This is a genomic window from Methanogenium organophilum, from assembly GCF_026684035.1.
Classification (GTDB): Archaea; Halobacteriota; Methanomicrobia; order Methanomicrobiales; family Methanomicrobiaceae; genus Methanogenium; species Methanogenium organophilum.
In genome coordinates this window covers 2,317,618-2,332,695 of the sequence record NZ_CP113361.1, presented here as the reverse complement: position 1 = coordinate 2,332,695, position 15,078 = coordinate 2,317,618, and the positions used below count along the sequence as shown (strand labels likewise).

Below are 15,078 nucleotides of genomic sequence, written 5' to 3'. Positions count from 1 at the left end.
CTACATCACGCCTTCCGGTCGAAGTAGATATTCTTTCCCGCCGCCCGGACCGGTATCGCGTATGCAACCGAGCACCCCGGAAGCCAGCCAAGGCTCAGTGCTGCCACACCTGCGGAGTACATGATCCGGTTATCAAGGTTATGGATGGATGCGGTCTTCACCGCAGACCCGAGGGCAATGCCCAGATCTGCCATCTTAATGACACAGTTTGGCCCGGAGAATGGTTGGTTCCGGTCCCGCTCAGACCACGCATCAGCCATCTCTTTGCAGGTGGCAAACCCGCATCCGCCACAGTTAAGACCGAGTATTGTGCCACCCTCGCATCCGATGATCACACACGCATCACTGGATTCAATATTTCCTGCATCACGGATGAAAAATCCAATTTCATCGCGTTCTCCAATCCGTTTCATCTCCTCAGCGAGGGATTTCAGTTCATCGCCGGTCTTTACAACGGCTGAGATGGAATCAGTTCCCTTCCCTTTCGGGGCGGTCCGTGCAGAGAGGACCATCAGGTCTGCGACCATTCCTGCCGCACGGGTTTCTGGATTCATAACAGTTATGGGCAGAAGACGGGATAAAAAACCTTCTATCCGATATTTTTCGCATAGAAATAGACTGAAAAGAAGGGAGGATCGCATCTATAATTCCCAATTACATCTAATGAAAATGACAGAAATACAATATAAATTCATATTTTCCACTCTTCGCAATATTGTATGAGGAGACGGTTGCAGAACACAGAAAATAAATTACTGAACAGGAGGGATGCTCGTCCATCCCTCCTGTGATGTGTCACATATTGGGGGAGGGCTGCAGGGAGGGGGAACCCCCCTCCCTTGCTCTTTACCTAAGTTTGTTACTCTGCTCAATTTTTTTCAAATTGGTGTAGAATAGAATCTGACATTCTCTGAAATCAATTGAGGATGTCTCCCAAAATCATCTCCCTTTGCCGTACCTTTTTTAACAACGCCCAGACAATCAAATTCAATTCCAGGTATTTTCGGTTTCATACGCACGAAGCGCCTCCAGTGGCCAAATATACAACCATGATTCAAAAAAGTCACAAATTACCCCCCTCTCACCAGCCCGGCATACGCCAGCCTCCCCCCAAGGGGAGAGGCAGTTCATGGGATGGAACGGATTAATTGAATGCCATTAAAATCGCAAAAAAGAAAATTGTAGTTTGTGTCAGATAATCTGATGCCAGAATTATCTCATAAAATATTTTAGTATGAGGAAATAACAGGATATTTACTGGTATTCACGCTTTGAATACTGGCACTCATCCGAGTCACCGCCTTTCCGCACGATATGCACCCATTCATAGAGTGATTTCAGGGTTCCAAACTGGTCATACCGGCGCATGGAGAAGGCAACCCGCATCTTCGGGCAGAAGCGGACAGTACCCTCGTGGACGACCCGCCGGGCAATCTCGAGGTCGTCTCCGGCGTCACATACCTTGTATCCGCCAATTTTCATGAAGGCGTCTCTGCGAAACGCGGTATTGCACCCAAGGGTGTAATAGAGCAGTTTTGTATAGTATCCCAACCGGGAGAAGGTATTTGCAAGGCCCAGATTGATGCGGTTTTTGATGGTGTATTCGAGGGGATAGACCGTCCCGTAAATGGCCGCTGCTTCCGGATGGGCTGCAAATTCCTGATAGACGGTCTCGATCCATTCCGGAGGCAGGACGCAGTCGCCGTCTGTCGTCGCAATAATATCAGCTGTCGCAAGGTCGGCCCCGTCGTTTCTCGCACCCCCCACCTTTGCACGGGTCTGAATGATGACCTGGTCTGCATACTTCCGGGCAATATCACGCGTCGCATCCTTTGAATTGCCGTCCACGACGATGAGTTCGTACTCTGTTCGGTTCATCGTCTGGTTGCAGAGCGATTCAAGGCACCTGCCGATATTTTTCTCTTCGTTGTATGTCGGAATAACTACTGAAACTTTCATGGCCAGTCACCGGTGATATTGCAGAAATGCAGAATACCGTTCTTATATATTGCCGGTGCAGATACTTGAACGTGTGGAAGGGATTGTGATGTGGGAGTATTATGCTAAAAAGAGCGGGAGTTATTTCGACGGATGGGATTCTTACCACAGAATTTCTGCTACTTATGCTTTGTTTGGTCACTTACAAAAAGGAGAAGCACATTTAATGTACATCCCTTTTGGGCATGATTGTTCTCTGCGATAGGGTTTCAGGCCTGAAAATTGTATTTTTGACGGGATTACTGTGATAATCCGTCCGAATCAATGGTAAACGGTTATTTTTACTGTTTCATGTCTTTTGATGAATAGACGATGTGCAGCGGCATCGGAGTCTTCAGGGAATTTTCTCTGTTTTGGATGGGTGATATGAATAAGAACTCATCCCGGAGCTGAACGGATCCCTGAACAAGATTTTTGTCAAAGGTGAATAATGCTACCGAATCATCAAGTCCGTCAATACTTCCTGAATAAGAATCAATACCATCATCGATAGCTTCAAAATTCATCCTTTCAAGATGCATGTCATATTCCTGACCATATAGTAACACCTTCAGCGAATTGATTTGATCCGGATTCAGATCAATTTCGCTGAACTGCACGATATCATATCTTTCCACCGATGACGGGATGTTTAATTCTCCATACTCATCTGACAATGATTCCAGCGTACTATCTGATGGTGATACGTCGGTTTTCAACACATGCGTAAACCCGGTTATTTCAAAAATTGCTCCTGAATTTATTTGGGTATCCGCACCCAGCATCTTCTCATTCGCACTTACCACCAGTAATAAAATACCCCCGACAAGTACCATTACCATAAGAAAAACCAAAACCCGCATGCCTCTTTCCATGTTCATTTTTCACCTCTACAAATGAATAATTAGTTCACCGGATAATCCGTTTTCACTTCATCATACATACTTCTTCAGACCACATCGTCTAAATAGATCGACATGTTTCGATGATCCTTCCGGAAACAACATGGTGGCATATATGTACCGGCATATCCATGCCGTAAAAATGAATGAAGGGTGGACACTAACTCAGGATTAGCCTACGATTATTTTGGTACAATGTCTGCATCGACATTCTGCTGTATCTCCCTCTATTGCAAAACATTTCCCGACGATACCACTTCACCGAAAGGCGTCCATCCATTTTTGAATTGACCAAATACAGGAATTAGGAGTGATGAATTTTAAAAAGAAAGGAGTAATCGTTCACCCATCAACCACTCAAACGTTTCCGTTTCGTGTGAACGGTCAAAACAGGACTTATGAAACATGAACACTCACATTTACCGGAATAAAACCGGAATTATCCAATTTTAAAACTTCATGGGTTGTGAATCGATAATCTGCCGGAACCGTCATAAATCCCGTCCCTCCTGTATTAACCCTTAGCAGAATATTGAAACATATCTCATCTGACACTGACTGATCCTCAAGGTTATCCGGCAGTGAAACCATCGAACGGTAAGTATAATCAAAGGGATCTAGGGATGTTTCTGATGACCAGGCATATCTTCCAGCCATCTTTAGTGGTTCCAGACCATCTAATGACGGAGACAGGTACACTTTTTTTTCATCATCGACAATTAACCCATCAGGAAGGTAGTGATAAAATTCAGCATTAATGTCTGTTAAATTTGTTCCGGCATGCTGAAATGCGAGCATCTCTTCATTACTATCGGGAAATCCTATCAGTACTGCACGCCATTCTCCAAAGGTCTGACCATCAATTTCGTCAATCGGTATCAGGGGTTCACCATTTAGCATTGGCAAGGGGACGATCACATCACTGACATAATTCCCATTCTTCCCTTCAAGTCCTGTTACCGATACCGTATATTCAATATTGCCCTGTCCCTGATTGTGAATGAATGCCTCGAATATGAGTATCGGGCCAAAGACAACCAAGAAGATAATGAATATTGATATGATTCCAACCGCGATGGACTTCTTTACGGCTATTGCGATTATTGCTACGATAAATAATACAATTATTATCGGAAAAATAAGTCCAACAGGAACGAAATGAGAGGATGGTGATGCATAAAGGAGGAACAGGATAACTATAACGATCGAAATTATTGATATCCAGAACACGATATCTTTTTGAGTTACCTTCATACTATTATCCCATACTTTTTTGATTCTCATTACTCGCCACATGAATGAAAATTGCCCAGGTAAACACTATAACCATCAGCAGGCAGACCATGCCCCATGCAGGTATACCGCAGAATCATCGCAGGAAAAGAATAATGATACATGCAAATCGTTTTCATGATTCTTTCCGGATAAAGTCAGACCGTATTCTTTTGGCAAGCGGTTCATACTGAGGGTTGATTTCAACAGCCTTTTCAAGGCACTCTTCACCCTCATCATATCTCTGCAGAATTAATAACGAAAATGCCTTTTCATAATACGGAAATGCATATTCTGGATCAAGCCCGATTGCGATATCATAATATTCCAACGCTTCTTCATGCCTACCACCCGCTGCAACACTGCTCATTCCTTTTAATGTCCATTCGAGGGGATTTTCAGGATTCGTCTTGAATTTCTCCGGATCTTCCAGGTATTCTGACATCCATTTCTGATGGGTGACGTTATTGTCCGTTATCATATAGCCTCCTACCGGCGAAGGCATGTAGTCAGTACATCCGGCTGACAGGGCAATGGCTGCAAGTATCACACCAATGGTGAACAAATACCATATTGCCTTCATATTTTTCCCTCTCTCCTTTTTTCCGCAGGCAGACCCGTCCCCCTGTTCAGGACGAATAAGATTCCCTGAAGATCCATTTCGTTTCATCTTACATATGTCTTCAGACCGAATCGTCTAAATGGATTGACCCGTTTCGATGGTGCTGCCGGAAGAGCATGACAGCAGATATTGATAATCATATCGTCAGTCAAATGTTCTCATTTCTCCAGAAAGAGAAAAAATAGACGCCATGTTGTACCCAGTATTCCCGGCCGAACTGCATTACGTTTTCCCCCGACGACTCACGGTTCCGAAACAATTTAATCTGCATATAAGGTTCCAATCCTGTAGTAACTCCCGTTATATTCGAAATATTTTCGCTCACCGGTAGTATTGTCAAAGACATATCTATCGATGGTCCACTGTGTTATCTTTTCGGGGTATTCCACCTCACCCACTTGGCGCAGATCTCCTTTACTGTATGGTGGTCCAGGTTCGTACTGTTCACTTCCCAATAGTACTTCTTCAAGAACTGGGTAGTCCTTAAGGTTCTGATCATCAAGATGGACAATCGTACCATCCCCGGCCTTCTGTTCAGTGACCTCATACACGAGAAGCCAATCCGGGGGAACGGTCAGATACATGAAATAAGGAAAAGCAGCAATACCAATCAAAGGGAGAATTATCATTACAACGAGTAACAAAATGAATTTTTTGTGATGCTGCACTATCGCAGAAAATGATTGCATCATCCTCAATCCTCTATAAAATGGAAGGGAGGGAAACAATATTAAGCATAACCTGCAACCCACGCCTTTGCTTCACGTATAGCTCTTGCATTATCATGTGTGGCATCTCCATGATAATTATCAGATGAAAACTCATAGCAATTGAGATGTTCAAAGAAATAGCTCCACATCACCGTATGGGTCAGACCGCCGATATTAAATGCATACGCCTGATTATAGCCAGAAGTGCCTTCATGGTGTGCATTAAAGTTATGACCAATTTCATGGATGCTTACACACCTACGCCCATGACCCGTACCCCAGTAGCAATAATCATACCAATCTGTTGACTGGGAACTCAGAGTATACGGGAGAGAGGTTTTTGGATCATCTGTCAGTTACTCACTGGTGTGATACCGACAAATTAAACACCTCGTTTTTTATATTTTCTATCATGGATCTGAAGGGGGCAATCATTGCAATTGTATGTATTGTGATCATTGCCTATGCCAATCAGGCCGCAGTAAACTCGAATATTATTGTCACTCCGAGTGTAGACCCCCCGGATCTCACGAGAGAAGATGTGGTGCATGTTCTCGAATGGTGGGAACTTCCGCTAAAAAGTCATCTCACCTCATTTATAGCCATACATATCCCAATTCTGATACCGTTCGGCAGTCTCCTTGCAATACTATCAGGTGCTTTTCTCGGTGTCCGGCATATTGAAAAGAAAAATATTCTTGAGAATGAACGGAGAACGAAAATATATCAGGAAATACAGAAGAATCCAGGCATAATACCAACCGAAATGGAGGCGGTAACCGGAATTAAACGCAGTTCCCTGCGGCACCACCTGGAAATCCTGGAACGGGAAGGGTTAATCATTTCCAAAAAAATCACAAAGCAACGCCATTACTTTGAAAATCACCATACATACAGCCCGGAATACCAGCTCGCCAGATCTCTTCTGGACGGTGAGACCACCCGTGATATTTTCAGCTATATAACCGCACATCCCGGCTGCACGCAAAAAGATCTCTCGGCATATGCAAAGGTATCCGGTCCCACAATCTCATGGCATATTGATAAACTCCGTTCCGGCAATCTGGTAACAATAGAAAAAGAGAAGAATTACCATCATTATTTTCCCAGTAAGACGGCTGGTTCTTTTGTACATGCGAGTTCAGTCTGAGAGGAGGGGTGATATCACCATCTGCATGAAAGGCTCCGCGTAAACCACCCGTCACAGAATGTGTAGCATTGGGGAATTGACCGTCTCACACCGGTGTGTTCCCATCACATCAATCCCCCCACCCAACACAGAAAATGCCTCTATTTTAGAGAAGCGATGCGTTGTTCCGCCACGCCCTAACTGACCATGAAATCAATCAGGTAATAACTCCCATGATACTCCGCGATCTTCCCCCGGTAACTCTCAAAAATGCGCGTCGTTTCATCTTTGGATAACGGCACCTCACGCATGCCGCTCCGGATTGTCTTGTTCACGACAGGAAGGTTGTTAAGATCGGCATCAGTGAGATTGAAGACTTCATATCCGGCACTCCGGAGGTCGGCCACGGTGCTGTTCGCTGGGATCCCGGAAGATTCCCCGTCTCCACAACTAATATTTATCAACGTGAGAAAGGAGCCGCTCAACATCGCAGGCGGACCCTCCGCTACAACATCAGCAGAAGAATAGGCGTAATGGAGGACCTTCTCCGGATATATGGTATCATTTAATCTTGTACTCTCCACCGAGTACTCGGTGACACCGGTTACGAACCGGCCGACAAGGACATCATCGTTGAGGGTCAGAACCGCATCACCACCCCCGGCAAGGGTGCCGGTGAAGGAGTAGATTCCCGCACTGCGGGCTTCGGTGTCGAGCAGCGATTCCTGCAGATCCGCCGCGTAGGGTTGTCCTGCAAGATACACGGTCAGCGACTCCCCGCGAAGCAGCTGGTCCAGGATTGCCGGGGTGTCAAAAACCATGAGATCATATTTCCGGACTGACGACGGGATTCCGAGGTCGTCCACACCTTCAGCCGGGACATCCCTCTTCTCCGTCAGCAGATCGATGTGAACCATGGCCATCTCATCCGGTGCGATCCCGGTATCACTGACTCCCGTGTCGGGTTCAAAGACAACAAGACCTGCCACCAACGCCGTAATTACACTCACCAGGAGAAACGCCAGAAGCACAAAAAACACGCTCAATTCTTATTTCAGTTTCATATTTCACCTCAGTTTTTCATTTTTCACGGTAGGGAAGTCTTAGGTGTGGGGATAGGTATTGTGGGGGCTTCGCCTCCCGGGGGTGTCGCTGTAGACTGTGCATGGGGAGGCATAATTACGGGATCCCTCGTATACTGCTTTGCAATTGATACCACTCTTTCCTCCTCTGGATCCACATATGCCATAACAACAGCATCTTTTTTCTTTATCGTGACTACCGGTAACTGTTCTGACCATTCCTCCCCTCCAGAAGCCCTTTTCAGCGTGGAGTATTCCACATCCAGTATCTCGTACTCTCCAGAGAGATATGTTTTCACGGTGGCGTTTTCAGAAGCGATACGGACAGCTATCTTCTTCTCATCTTCCGATAGTTCTGATCTTTCATCAGGTTTGACCTCATTTCCCTCACAGCCGGACAAAAGAGCAAACATGAATAGAAGGATGAGGAGAAGGGAAATTACCGCCGGTATCAATTTTCCATTCATGTCAAATCCAGGTATCGTATTTCCATGCACTTCCTACTATTGTGGTGTATTCCTGTATTGGACAGGGATCAGGAGAATGGGACCAATCCTTAGGAACGTCGGAATTCCACCACACTGCACCTGATCCCTGATAGAGGAAACCGTCTTTAAAGACTGCAGTACCCGAGTCATCGGTCCAGGGATCGCTTTCATCGGACCAGATTTCATTAGCATGATTAATGTCATTTTCCTTGAACGCCAGATGTCCGCTCCGCTTCCATTCACCATCGATCCAGATATGATAGAGGTATCCACCAATCTCGTAAGTATCAGTGACATAGATGATGTAATTCCTGTACGTCGATGCATCGGTTACACCGTGGAATACCCAGCCTCCTTCGTCATTATCAAATGTGAAGCGTTGCCTGGTATTGTCGGGAACTGACCTCGCGACACCGACCTCCGTCCAGCACTCTGTTGAGGGGTTCGGCTTTTTTCCAACATGTGTCGTGATCACATGCTGATAAGTTCCACCCTGTTCAACGTTCATCTCACTTGGCTTCATGTATGTATTGATTCCTCTGTAGACATCGTTGTTAAGGACATACATCATCTGATTTGCTTGTCTAAGAGCCTTTGTGCCAGCTTCCACACTAAATGGTGTATATTCTGGACCGCGGATTTTCTGAATAATTTTTAATTCTTCTTTCGAAGGGAGTGTTCCACTCCAACAGGCTCCGGTTTCAGGATACCAGCCATAGCCATGTTTTGCTAGTTCTCTCGTTATGTCGTCATTTGAATAACTTTTAGACTTCAATTCATCTATCAGTACCTTTGCAGGACTTTCAAATTCATTGAGTTTTATAATTTCTTCTTTGGTGGGTAGCTGTTCCTGAAGAACTCCCGGATCGACTGTTTCAAAGCTCTTTACCTCTTCAGGCATCGGAGATGCCGCACTCACCGGCACCATCACCACGCTCACCAGCATCACTGCCAGGAGTACGGAAAGTGCCCACGTTCCTTTTTTCATTTTCATTTTATCATCTCTTTCCTTTTTACTGCAGGCAGACCAGTCCACCCCAATTTCTGGAAGAATCAGATCCACCAGAGATCCATTTAACTCCCTCATAAATACCTCTTCAGACCAAATCGTCTAAATAGAAATACCTATTTAGATGATATGGCCAGAACAGGGATAAAACAGAAAATATATAATCGCATGTTCATTCCCCCATAAGCATGAGACAATCGGTGCAGCTTCCTGGACAGGGGTGACAGTATCACAAAATGCCGCGGTAGCCACCGCCACCACAAAAAGGAATTTGGTTGTATCTATGGATGCCATCGTGTCTACGCCCCCCGGCAATATCTGTCCGCAATTATTCGGACGATTGTCATGGCCACGAATATTACCCCGAATATACCTGCCGAAATGAGCACCATCTCCAGATAACCGGCGAGCGAGTTCATGATCAGAAAGCCTTCATCTGATGAGGAAAGGGGAGTTAGCAGCTGAAAAATAGGTGATCCCACATCCCCACTCCCGAATGCCGTTCCAAATCCATATATGAGGCGTCCGGAGACGGCAACAATGGAACCGGCAAGGAGAATTTTGGAGAGAAAACGGTCGATGAATAATCTTCTGGCAGCCATAAACGATGTCAGCACACCCATTGCCATGATTACAGCACCTGTCAGGAGGGAAAAATGACCGGCGAATGGTGCCAGAACACAGAAAAATAATCCACCCACAACCGGCACAACCGGAGCAAATCTGTTTTTCGGAGGTTGCAATTTTGCCAGAGCACAATAGATCAGAAGAGAAAAAACCCCGATGCATACGGCGGGTAAAAGAATAAGAAGAATGAAAAACACCACAAAGCCGGCAGCGAGGTAAAAATCAGATAGCATTATAAGACTCCTTTAACCAAAAAAAACAGAAGGGATGAAATCAATCCCTCACATATTTCACAAGACCAAGCATATACTTCGCTGTATCTAGGAGGCAATTCTCTGTAATTGATTTGACATCAGAATCTGTTCTGAAGGTATATCGGTGATTGTACACCAAGTAATACAATGTTTCGTCATAGTTTTTTGCATACCCTGCAAGTGACTTTGTCGAACTTGACGGAGAAGTTATTGTATAATAGTAGCCATTATTCTCAAAAACTGACATGTAGTTATATCCCTGTGCCCAGTTATCATAGACATACTCCTCATAATCAAAATGAACCCAGGTTGAAGAGAATAAAGAAAACATGAATTCTCTCAGGGTTAGACCCCTTTTGTTAAATCTACATGAATCTCACAGTAACCTTCCCATTCACCCAGTCCTGTAATCACGAAATATAAGTCACTGGCATTAACAGGTACTGGATCAAAGTCCCATACTAGCACGATGCTGTCATCAACGACATTATACCCGGTACTAATGAAGTCTTTTTCCGGACCGTCATCTATCCGGTAGTATCCTGATGGATCAAGTCCAGGTGGAGGTGTGGGGATAGGAGTGGGGATATCTGATTGATCCGTTTTTTCGAAGAATGAATTACCACTTGGATGAACGATAATATATGCCTGTGAGGCAGTGAAATTAAACGCAATTTTTTCGAGAGTAACAATATATCCATTAAGTTTTTTTGACTGACTAATAAGTAATTCCCTTTCAATTGTCCCCTGCGGGTAGTGTATGATTACCTGTGCAACATCAGCTCCTTCGGGGAAAATCATGTTCATCTCACCATTTTCCTCATAGGAAATATCTGATATTTCCACAAAATAGATACCCGGATCTGTCCGATCACCATCATCGTCACATTGATCCCACTTCATGGTGTAATAAGTGCTCTCGCCTGATTCCAGTGTTATTGTATCACTGCCGTGAGGATAACTACGCACAACTCCCAAAGTAGGGTTATTAAGGATTATCTTAGGTGGAAATGAATCAATCACTACCATATCTTTACCAGTATTTCTGAAGGTAATACCAACTTCAACTGTCTCACCTGGTGGGTATGAAGGCTTTATCGGAGTGGCATTCACAAATAAAGAAGGTGGCTGAGCAATTGCAGGTGCTGGTGTCTGCATGGTATCGGAGGTACCGGATATTTCTGAATTTTTATCCTGAAAACATCCGGAGAAAAAAACACCTGCTCCAATAAGCAGGCTAAATAAAATCCATATGGATATCATTCTTATACTAGATTTCATGAGCTTCCCCTCAACAAATTTAAATATTTCTTCTACAATCCTGAAATATAATCATCGGGTTAATAACAAAAAAATGAGTGATCTACCGCACTTACCATCGCGATTATCATCATCACTGAAAGCACCATTACCAGGCTCAAGGCCCGCACATCTTTCCTATATTTCATTTTATCATCTCTTTACTTTTACCGCAGGCAGACCGGTCCACCCCCATTTTCTGGAAGAATCAGATCCACCAGAGATCCATTTAACTCCCTCATAAATACCTCTTCAGACCAAATCGTCTAAATAGATCGACATGTTTCGATGATCCTGTCGGAAATAACATGGTGGCATAAATGTACCGGCATATCCATGCCGTAATAATGAATGAATGGGGGAGACTAACTCCAATAATATGCAGATCCTATGGATTATTTAGGTAGAACCTATTAAAACGTGATAGAAATTACCCCCATATTCCAATATTACTCCCTGTAAAGGGAATATGCTTTCACGATCTTCATGATATATCATAGAATAGCCATCTTCAAATGCACGACTAAGAGCAGGATTTTCCCCGATATACGTATCATTTATGGTTATTACTTCATACCCATTATTTACCAGTTCTTCTCTCGTAACATTAGCATTGAAAATGAATTTTTCTTCACCTGCACTTATGTTGAAGAGACTCACAAAATGTGATGCCACTTTATCCTCAGATGAACTGATTATTGGTGTGCTATTCGCTGTAATTAAAAAAAGGAATATTATGGCTGTAATTACTATTACTCCGCAGATGATTGTAATGTTCTTTTTTTCCATGACTTTTCCCATAATTACATAACTGAACTATCCGCACGTATGAACTAAGCGCTCAGAAATCAAGGTACCTTCCGAAGAGAGCAAATCCACCGTCTGAAGTCTGAATGATCGATGTAACTCCATCTTCCCCAATATCAAATGATGTATCCCAAACAACCTCCCCGACATTGTCAAGTCTGACAACCCGAAGTGGAGAGCCGGGATAGTCTGATGAAATGAGATCGTTAAATTGTGGTTGGGAATACCCGCAATATGCATATCCACCGTCCTCTGTCGCAACGATGACTTGGGAGACCTGCACCGGCTTTTCCCCAATATGTTCGCCGTCTGCAGAAAGAGATACTTCAGTTGTCTCTGTGAACCGCCTGTGCTCCGTGTCATTTACGGCAACACGTTGCCTGGCACCATAGATGAGATCATATGTGCCGTCGGGAGAGAGACGGACGATATAGAGGCGAGGGGGTGATTCGGTTGGAAACGTCCTGGTCCATATGCTGTCCCCTTCGGCATCAAGCATGGTGACCCATACACCAACATCGCAGGTACCTCCGGTGACAAAACCTCCCGTGGGTGCTGCGATTATCGTTCTGGCGCTCTGGTCCGGATCAAATGCTGTCTCCCATAGGATTGTTCCATCCTCGTCAAGCCTGACAGTCCGATTGTTCCCCGCTGCTGCATACCCGCCTTCCGGTGCCCCGATCACACGCCACCCCTTGTCCACTTCCCACACCAACGGGTCACTTTCTTCGCCGAGTTTCGTACTCCAGAGGACGGTTCCGCTTTCATCTATACGTTTCAGACATTCCCCCCGTGTGGTGACTGCATATCCTCCGCCCGGAGCCTCTACAAGTGAACGGCCGGAGTCCGGGGATGTATCGATGGTCAAATCCAATCCGGGATCTCCCTTCGCGTCAAGCGTAAATATGCGGACGATTGAGCCATTTCTTGTACCTGTGCCTGCAATTGCGTACCCGCCATCCAGAGTCTGGATCATCTCTGTCCCGACGCTGTCCGGGTCTCCGTGAATGATGGTGTTCCACTGCTCGTTCCCGTCTGCATCGATCTTGAGGGCCCAGATGTCAAAGGTTGGCTGTTTAAACCCCACATCGGAGCATCCGGCGGTGAATATCAGGATTGGCACGAAAAGAAAGATGATGAGCACGGGGACTATACTCCTTATTTTTTGGCGATTTTTAGACATCATGTTCCTCATTTGAATAACCATTTTACCTCTTCTTAAATACCTCTTCAGACCAAACCGTCTAAATAGCTCAATTTCTTTCGATTATTCTGCCGGAAACAGCATGAGATCATATATGTACCGGCTGTCCATGCCGTAAAAATAATTGAAGAGTGAGAGGACAAATCCAGATTGATCTGAGATATTATTTGGTATTATATCTGCATCGACATTCTGCGGCATCTCTCTTTTACAAAATATTTTGCGATTATAATACTCCTCCAGCAAGCGCACTGGATCAGTTTTTCGTGACCGTTTACACATTCATTTTGGAATTGACAAAAAAGGGTATTTAGGTATTTGAGGAGTGGTGAAATTTAAAAAGAAAATAAAGAACGATCATGAACAGGAATCCTGCCAGAGTTGTATAATAACTATAATTGCTGATCTGGACCTCTATGGATTGTAAAATGAGAATTATCAAAAACCATACAATAAATCCAAAAATGGAGCTTTTGAGCTCCCATAATTTGCAATCCTTAAATACATATAATCCAAAACCAATGAATACAGGAACCGTTCCGAGAAACAGCCAATGCATTACTGGATTTTTGAGATTTAAAATACTAACCGACAACAACAATTCAATCAGGAAAATTATCGAAATAAAGAAGAAATAAAAAAGAACACCAATTAATATTCCAAAGGTTCTTGAATGTTTTTCCATAACTGTCACACACACTAAAAAAATTAATTGATTAATTTAAGGATTTCCAAGGTTTATACCATCCCATAGAGTATATGAAGCAATTCTAAAATATTTCGGAACATTTTGAATATATGGAGGAACTGGAATAACTGTCAGACCCCATTCTTCCGATTCCCAAAACCAAATACATCCTTCTTCATCCAACAGGAGCGCACTGCTTGATCCAGTGAGAACGAGTCCTAATGCTGCTCCTGCAATGGCTCCAGCAAAACCTCCAATATGTGCAGCGACTATAGCTCCTGCTACCACGGGCGCCGTAGCCGCTGTTGTTGCAGATTCAGAATCTGACATGTGACGGTGATTGAGTTGATCACCACTAATATAAAAACTGTCCCATGCCTGTGCTCCATAAGCCTGATAATCGGGATGAGGATACTTGATTCCATATCCTGTCGCAAAATATACATCGTCCCAGTAATAATATGAGGCTCGTGTAAAAGCATCGCTGCCTTCTTTCTCACTGATACCTTTATCAGAAATGCATTGTCCTGTTATACCTGGTTCAAAAGGATCATATTCAGTAACGAATGTTTTTGTCTCCTTTCCATCAATATAAACTTCTGTAGTGTATTTTCCCGGATCGTAAACAGTTTTAAAATCAAAAATTTGTTTTTCTTTTGTCTCGAGATCTTCAATAACCATTGTTGATTTAGAATGTTCTGGGTTTGACTTTAAACTGACAAGTATATCACCTACTTGTGCAATAGCAGATGTACGACTGTTTTCAATCAATTTAATTTTTGGAGAGTCAACAATAGTAACTTTTGAAGTTAAATCTACAGATCTCTCATCAGCACTAACCGACGGAACAAAAATTGCCACGACAAGCGCTATAACCATCAGCAGGTTCAAAGCCCGCATACCTCTTTTCATTTTCATTTCATCATCTCTTTACTTTTACCGCAGGCAGACCGGTCCACCCCCATTTTCAGGTAGCATCAGATCTTCAGAAGATCCATTTCACTCCTT

At 44.0% G+C, this 15,078-nt stretch carries 16 protein-coding genes; 1 reads left to right on the top strand and 15 read right to left on the bottom strand.

Features of this window, described 5'->3' with window-relative positions; genetic code table 11:
* Nucleotides 1-5 precede the first annotated feature (5 nt).
* From OU421_RS11390 to OU421_RS11360, 7 genes are all read right to left on the bottom strand, one after another.
* Entirely contained in the window at nt 6-554 is a 549-nt protein-coding gene (locus OU421_RS11390; RefSeq protein WP_268186216.1) for a ferredoxin domain-containing protein, read from the bottom strand.
* 324 nt (nt 555-878) lie between these two features.
* A complete protein-coding gene (locus OU421_RS11385; protein ID WP_268186215.1) occupies nt 879-1,013 on the bottom strand; it encodes a hypothetical protein in 135 nt (44 codons plus the stop codon).
* 241 nt (nt 1,014-1,254) lie between these two features.
* Nucleotides 1,255-1,959 carry a glycosyltransferase gene (locus tag OU421_RS11380; protein ID WP_268186214.1) on the bottom strand — a complete coding sequence of 235 codons (705 nt, stop codon included), beginning with the start codon at nt 1,957-1,959 and terminating at the stop codon, nt 1,255-1,257.
* A 320-nt stretch (nt 1,960-2,279) separates the two neighbouring features.
* Complete coding sequence (locus OU421_RS11375; RefSeq protein WP_268186213.1) at nt 2,280-2,813, bottom strand: hypothetical protein; 534 nt, start codon at nt 2,811-2,813, stop codon at nt 2,280-2,282.
* Nucleotides 2,814-3,275: 462 nt separating this feature from the next.
* The gene (locus tag OU421_RS11370) at nt 3,276-4,163 is read right to left on the bottom strand and encodes a hypothetical protein (protein WP_268186212.1); all 888 of its coding nucleotides are present in this window, start codon (nt 4,161-4,163) and stop codon (nt 3,276-3,278) included.
* Nucleotides 4,164-4,287: 124 nt separating this feature from the next.
* On the bottom strand, nt 4,288-4,821 hold the full coding sequence (locus OU421_RS11365) for a tetratricopeptide repeat protein (RefSeq protein WP_268186211.1): 534 nt from the start codon (nt 4,819-4,821) through the stop codon (nt 4,288-4,290).
* Between the two features lie 212 nt (nt 4,822-5,033).
* On the bottom strand, nt 5,034-5,402 hold the full coding sequence (locus OU421_RS11360) for a hypothetical protein (RefSeq protein ID WP_268186210.1): 369 nt from the start codon (nt 5,400-5,402) through the stop codon (nt 5,034-5,036).
* A 493-nt stretch (nt 5,403-5,895) separates the two neighbouring features.
* Between OU421_RS11360 and OU421_RS11355 the strand changes: the two genes are divergently transcribed.
* A complete protein-coding gene (locus OU421_RS11355; RefSeq protein WP_268186209.1) occupies nt 5,896-6,633 on the top strand; it encodes a winged helix-turn-helix transcriptional regulator in 738 nt (245 codons plus the stop codon).
* A gap of 176 nt (nt 6,634-6,809) precedes the next feature.
* Here OU421_RS11355 and OU421_RS11350 read toward each other — a convergent pair whose 3' ends face one another.
* The 8 genes from OU421_RS11350 to OU421_RS11315 form a co-directional block, all read right to left on the bottom strand.
* Complete coding sequence (locus OU421_RS11350; RefSeq protein WP_268186208.1) at nt 6,810-7,622, bottom strand: hypothetical protein; 813 nt, start codon at nt 7,620-7,622, stop codon at nt 6,810-6,812.
* A gap of 77 nt (nt 7,623-7,699) precedes the next feature.
* Entirely contained in the window at nt 7,700-8,161 is a 462-nt protein-coding gene (locus tag OU421_RS11345; protein ID WP_268186207.1) for a hypothetical protein, read from the bottom strand.
* Nucleotide 8,162: 1 nt separating this feature from the next.
* Entirely contained in the window at nt 8,163-9,269 is a 1,107-nt protein-coding gene (locus tag OU421_RS11340; RefSeq protein ID WP_268186206.1) for a hypothetical protein, read from the bottom strand.
* Between the two features lie 221 nt (nt 9,270-9,490).
* Nucleotides 9,491-10,051: a hypothetical protein gene (locus OU421_RS11335; protein WP_268186205.1), complete on the bottom strand. Its 561-nt coding sequence runs from the start codon at nt 10,049-10,051 to the stop codon at nt 9,491-9,493.
* Nucleotides 10,052-10,417: 366 nt separating this feature from the next.
* Nucleotides 10,418-11,353, bottom strand: a complete 936-nt coding sequence (locus OU421_RS11330) for a hypothetical protein (protein ID WP_268186204.1) — start codon at nt 11,351-11,353, stop codon at nt 10,418-10,420.
* A gap of 417 nt (nt 11,354-11,770) precedes the next feature.
* Entirely contained in the window at nt 11,771-12,172 is a 402-nt protein-coding gene (locus OU421_RS11325; RefSeq protein ID WP_268186203.1) for a hypothetical protein, read from the bottom strand.
* 40 nt (nt 12,173-12,212) lie between these two features.
* Entirely contained in the window at nt 12,213-13,322 is a 1,110-nt protein-coding gene (locus OU421_RS11320) for a hypothetical protein (RefSeq protein ID WP_268186202.1), read from the bottom strand.
* A gap of 781 nt (nt 13,323-14,103) precedes the next feature.
* Nucleotides 14,104-14,988: a hypothetical protein gene (locus OU421_RS11315; RefSeq protein ID WP_268186201.1), complete on the bottom strand. Its 885-nt coding sequence runs from the start codon at nt 14,986-14,988 to the stop codon at nt 14,104-14,106.
* Nucleotides 14,989-15,078: the final 90 nt, after the last annotated feature.

Excerpts from the sequence above, each read along its gene's own strand:
- OU421_RS11360 (WP_268186210.1), bottom strand. The coding sequence starts at position 5,402 with ATGATAATTCTCCCTTTGATTGGTATTGCTGCTTTTCCTTATTTCATG.
- OU421_RS11390 (WP_268186216.1), bottom strand. The coding sequence starts at position 554 with ATGAATCCAGAAACCCGTGCGGCAGGAATGGTCGCAGACCTGATGGTC.
- OU421_RS11380 (WP_268186214.1), bottom strand. The coding sequence starts at position 1,959 with ATGAAAGTTTCAGTAGTTATTCCGACATACAACGAAGAGAAAAATATC.
- OU421_RS11375 (WP_268186213.1), bottom strand. The coding sequence starts at position 2,813 with ATGGTACTTGTCGGGGGTATTTTATTACTGGTGGTAAGTGCGAATGAG.
- OU421_RS11335 (WP_268186205.1), bottom strand. The coding sequence starts at position 10,051 with ATGCTATCTGATTTTTACCTCGCTGCCGGCTTTGTGGTGTTTTTCATT.
- OU421_RS11340 (WP_268186206.1), bottom strand. The coding sequence starts at position 9,269 with ATGAGGGAGTTAAATGGATCTCTGGTGGATCTGATTCTTCCAGAAATT.
- OU421_RS11355 (WP_268186209.1), top strand. The coding sequence starts at position 5,896 with ATGGATCTGAAGGGGGCAATCATTGCAATTGTATGTATTGTGATCATT.
- OU421_RS11345 (WP_268186207.1), bottom strand. The coding sequence starts at position 8,161 with ATGAATGGAAAATTGATACCGGCGGTAATTTCCCTTCTCCTCATCCTT.
- OU421_RS11385 (WP_268186215.1), bottom strand. The coding sequence starts at position 1,013 with ATGAAACCGAAAATACCTGGAATTGAATTTGATTGTCTGGGCGTTGTT.
- OU421_RS11370 (WP_268186212.1), bottom strand. The coding sequence starts at position 4,163 with ATGAGAATCAAAAAAGTATGGGATAATAGTATGAAGGTAACTCAAAAA.
- OU421_RS11365 (WP_268186211.1), bottom strand. The coding sequence starts at position 4,821 with ATGAAACGAAATGGATCTTCAGGGAATCTTATTCGTCCTGAACAGGGG.
- OU421_RS11315 (WP_268186201.1), bottom strand. The coding sequence starts at position 14,988 with ATGAAAATGAAAAGAGGTATGCGGGCTTTGAACCTGCTGATGGTTATA.
- OU421_RS11330 (WP_268186204.1), bottom strand. The coding sequence starts at position 11,353 with ATGAAATCTAGTATAAGAATGATATCCATATGGATTTTATTTAGCCTG.
- OU421_RS11325 (WP_268186203.1), bottom strand. The coding sequence starts at position 12,172 with ATGGGAAAAGTCATGGAAAAAAAGAACATTACAATCATCTGCGGAGTA.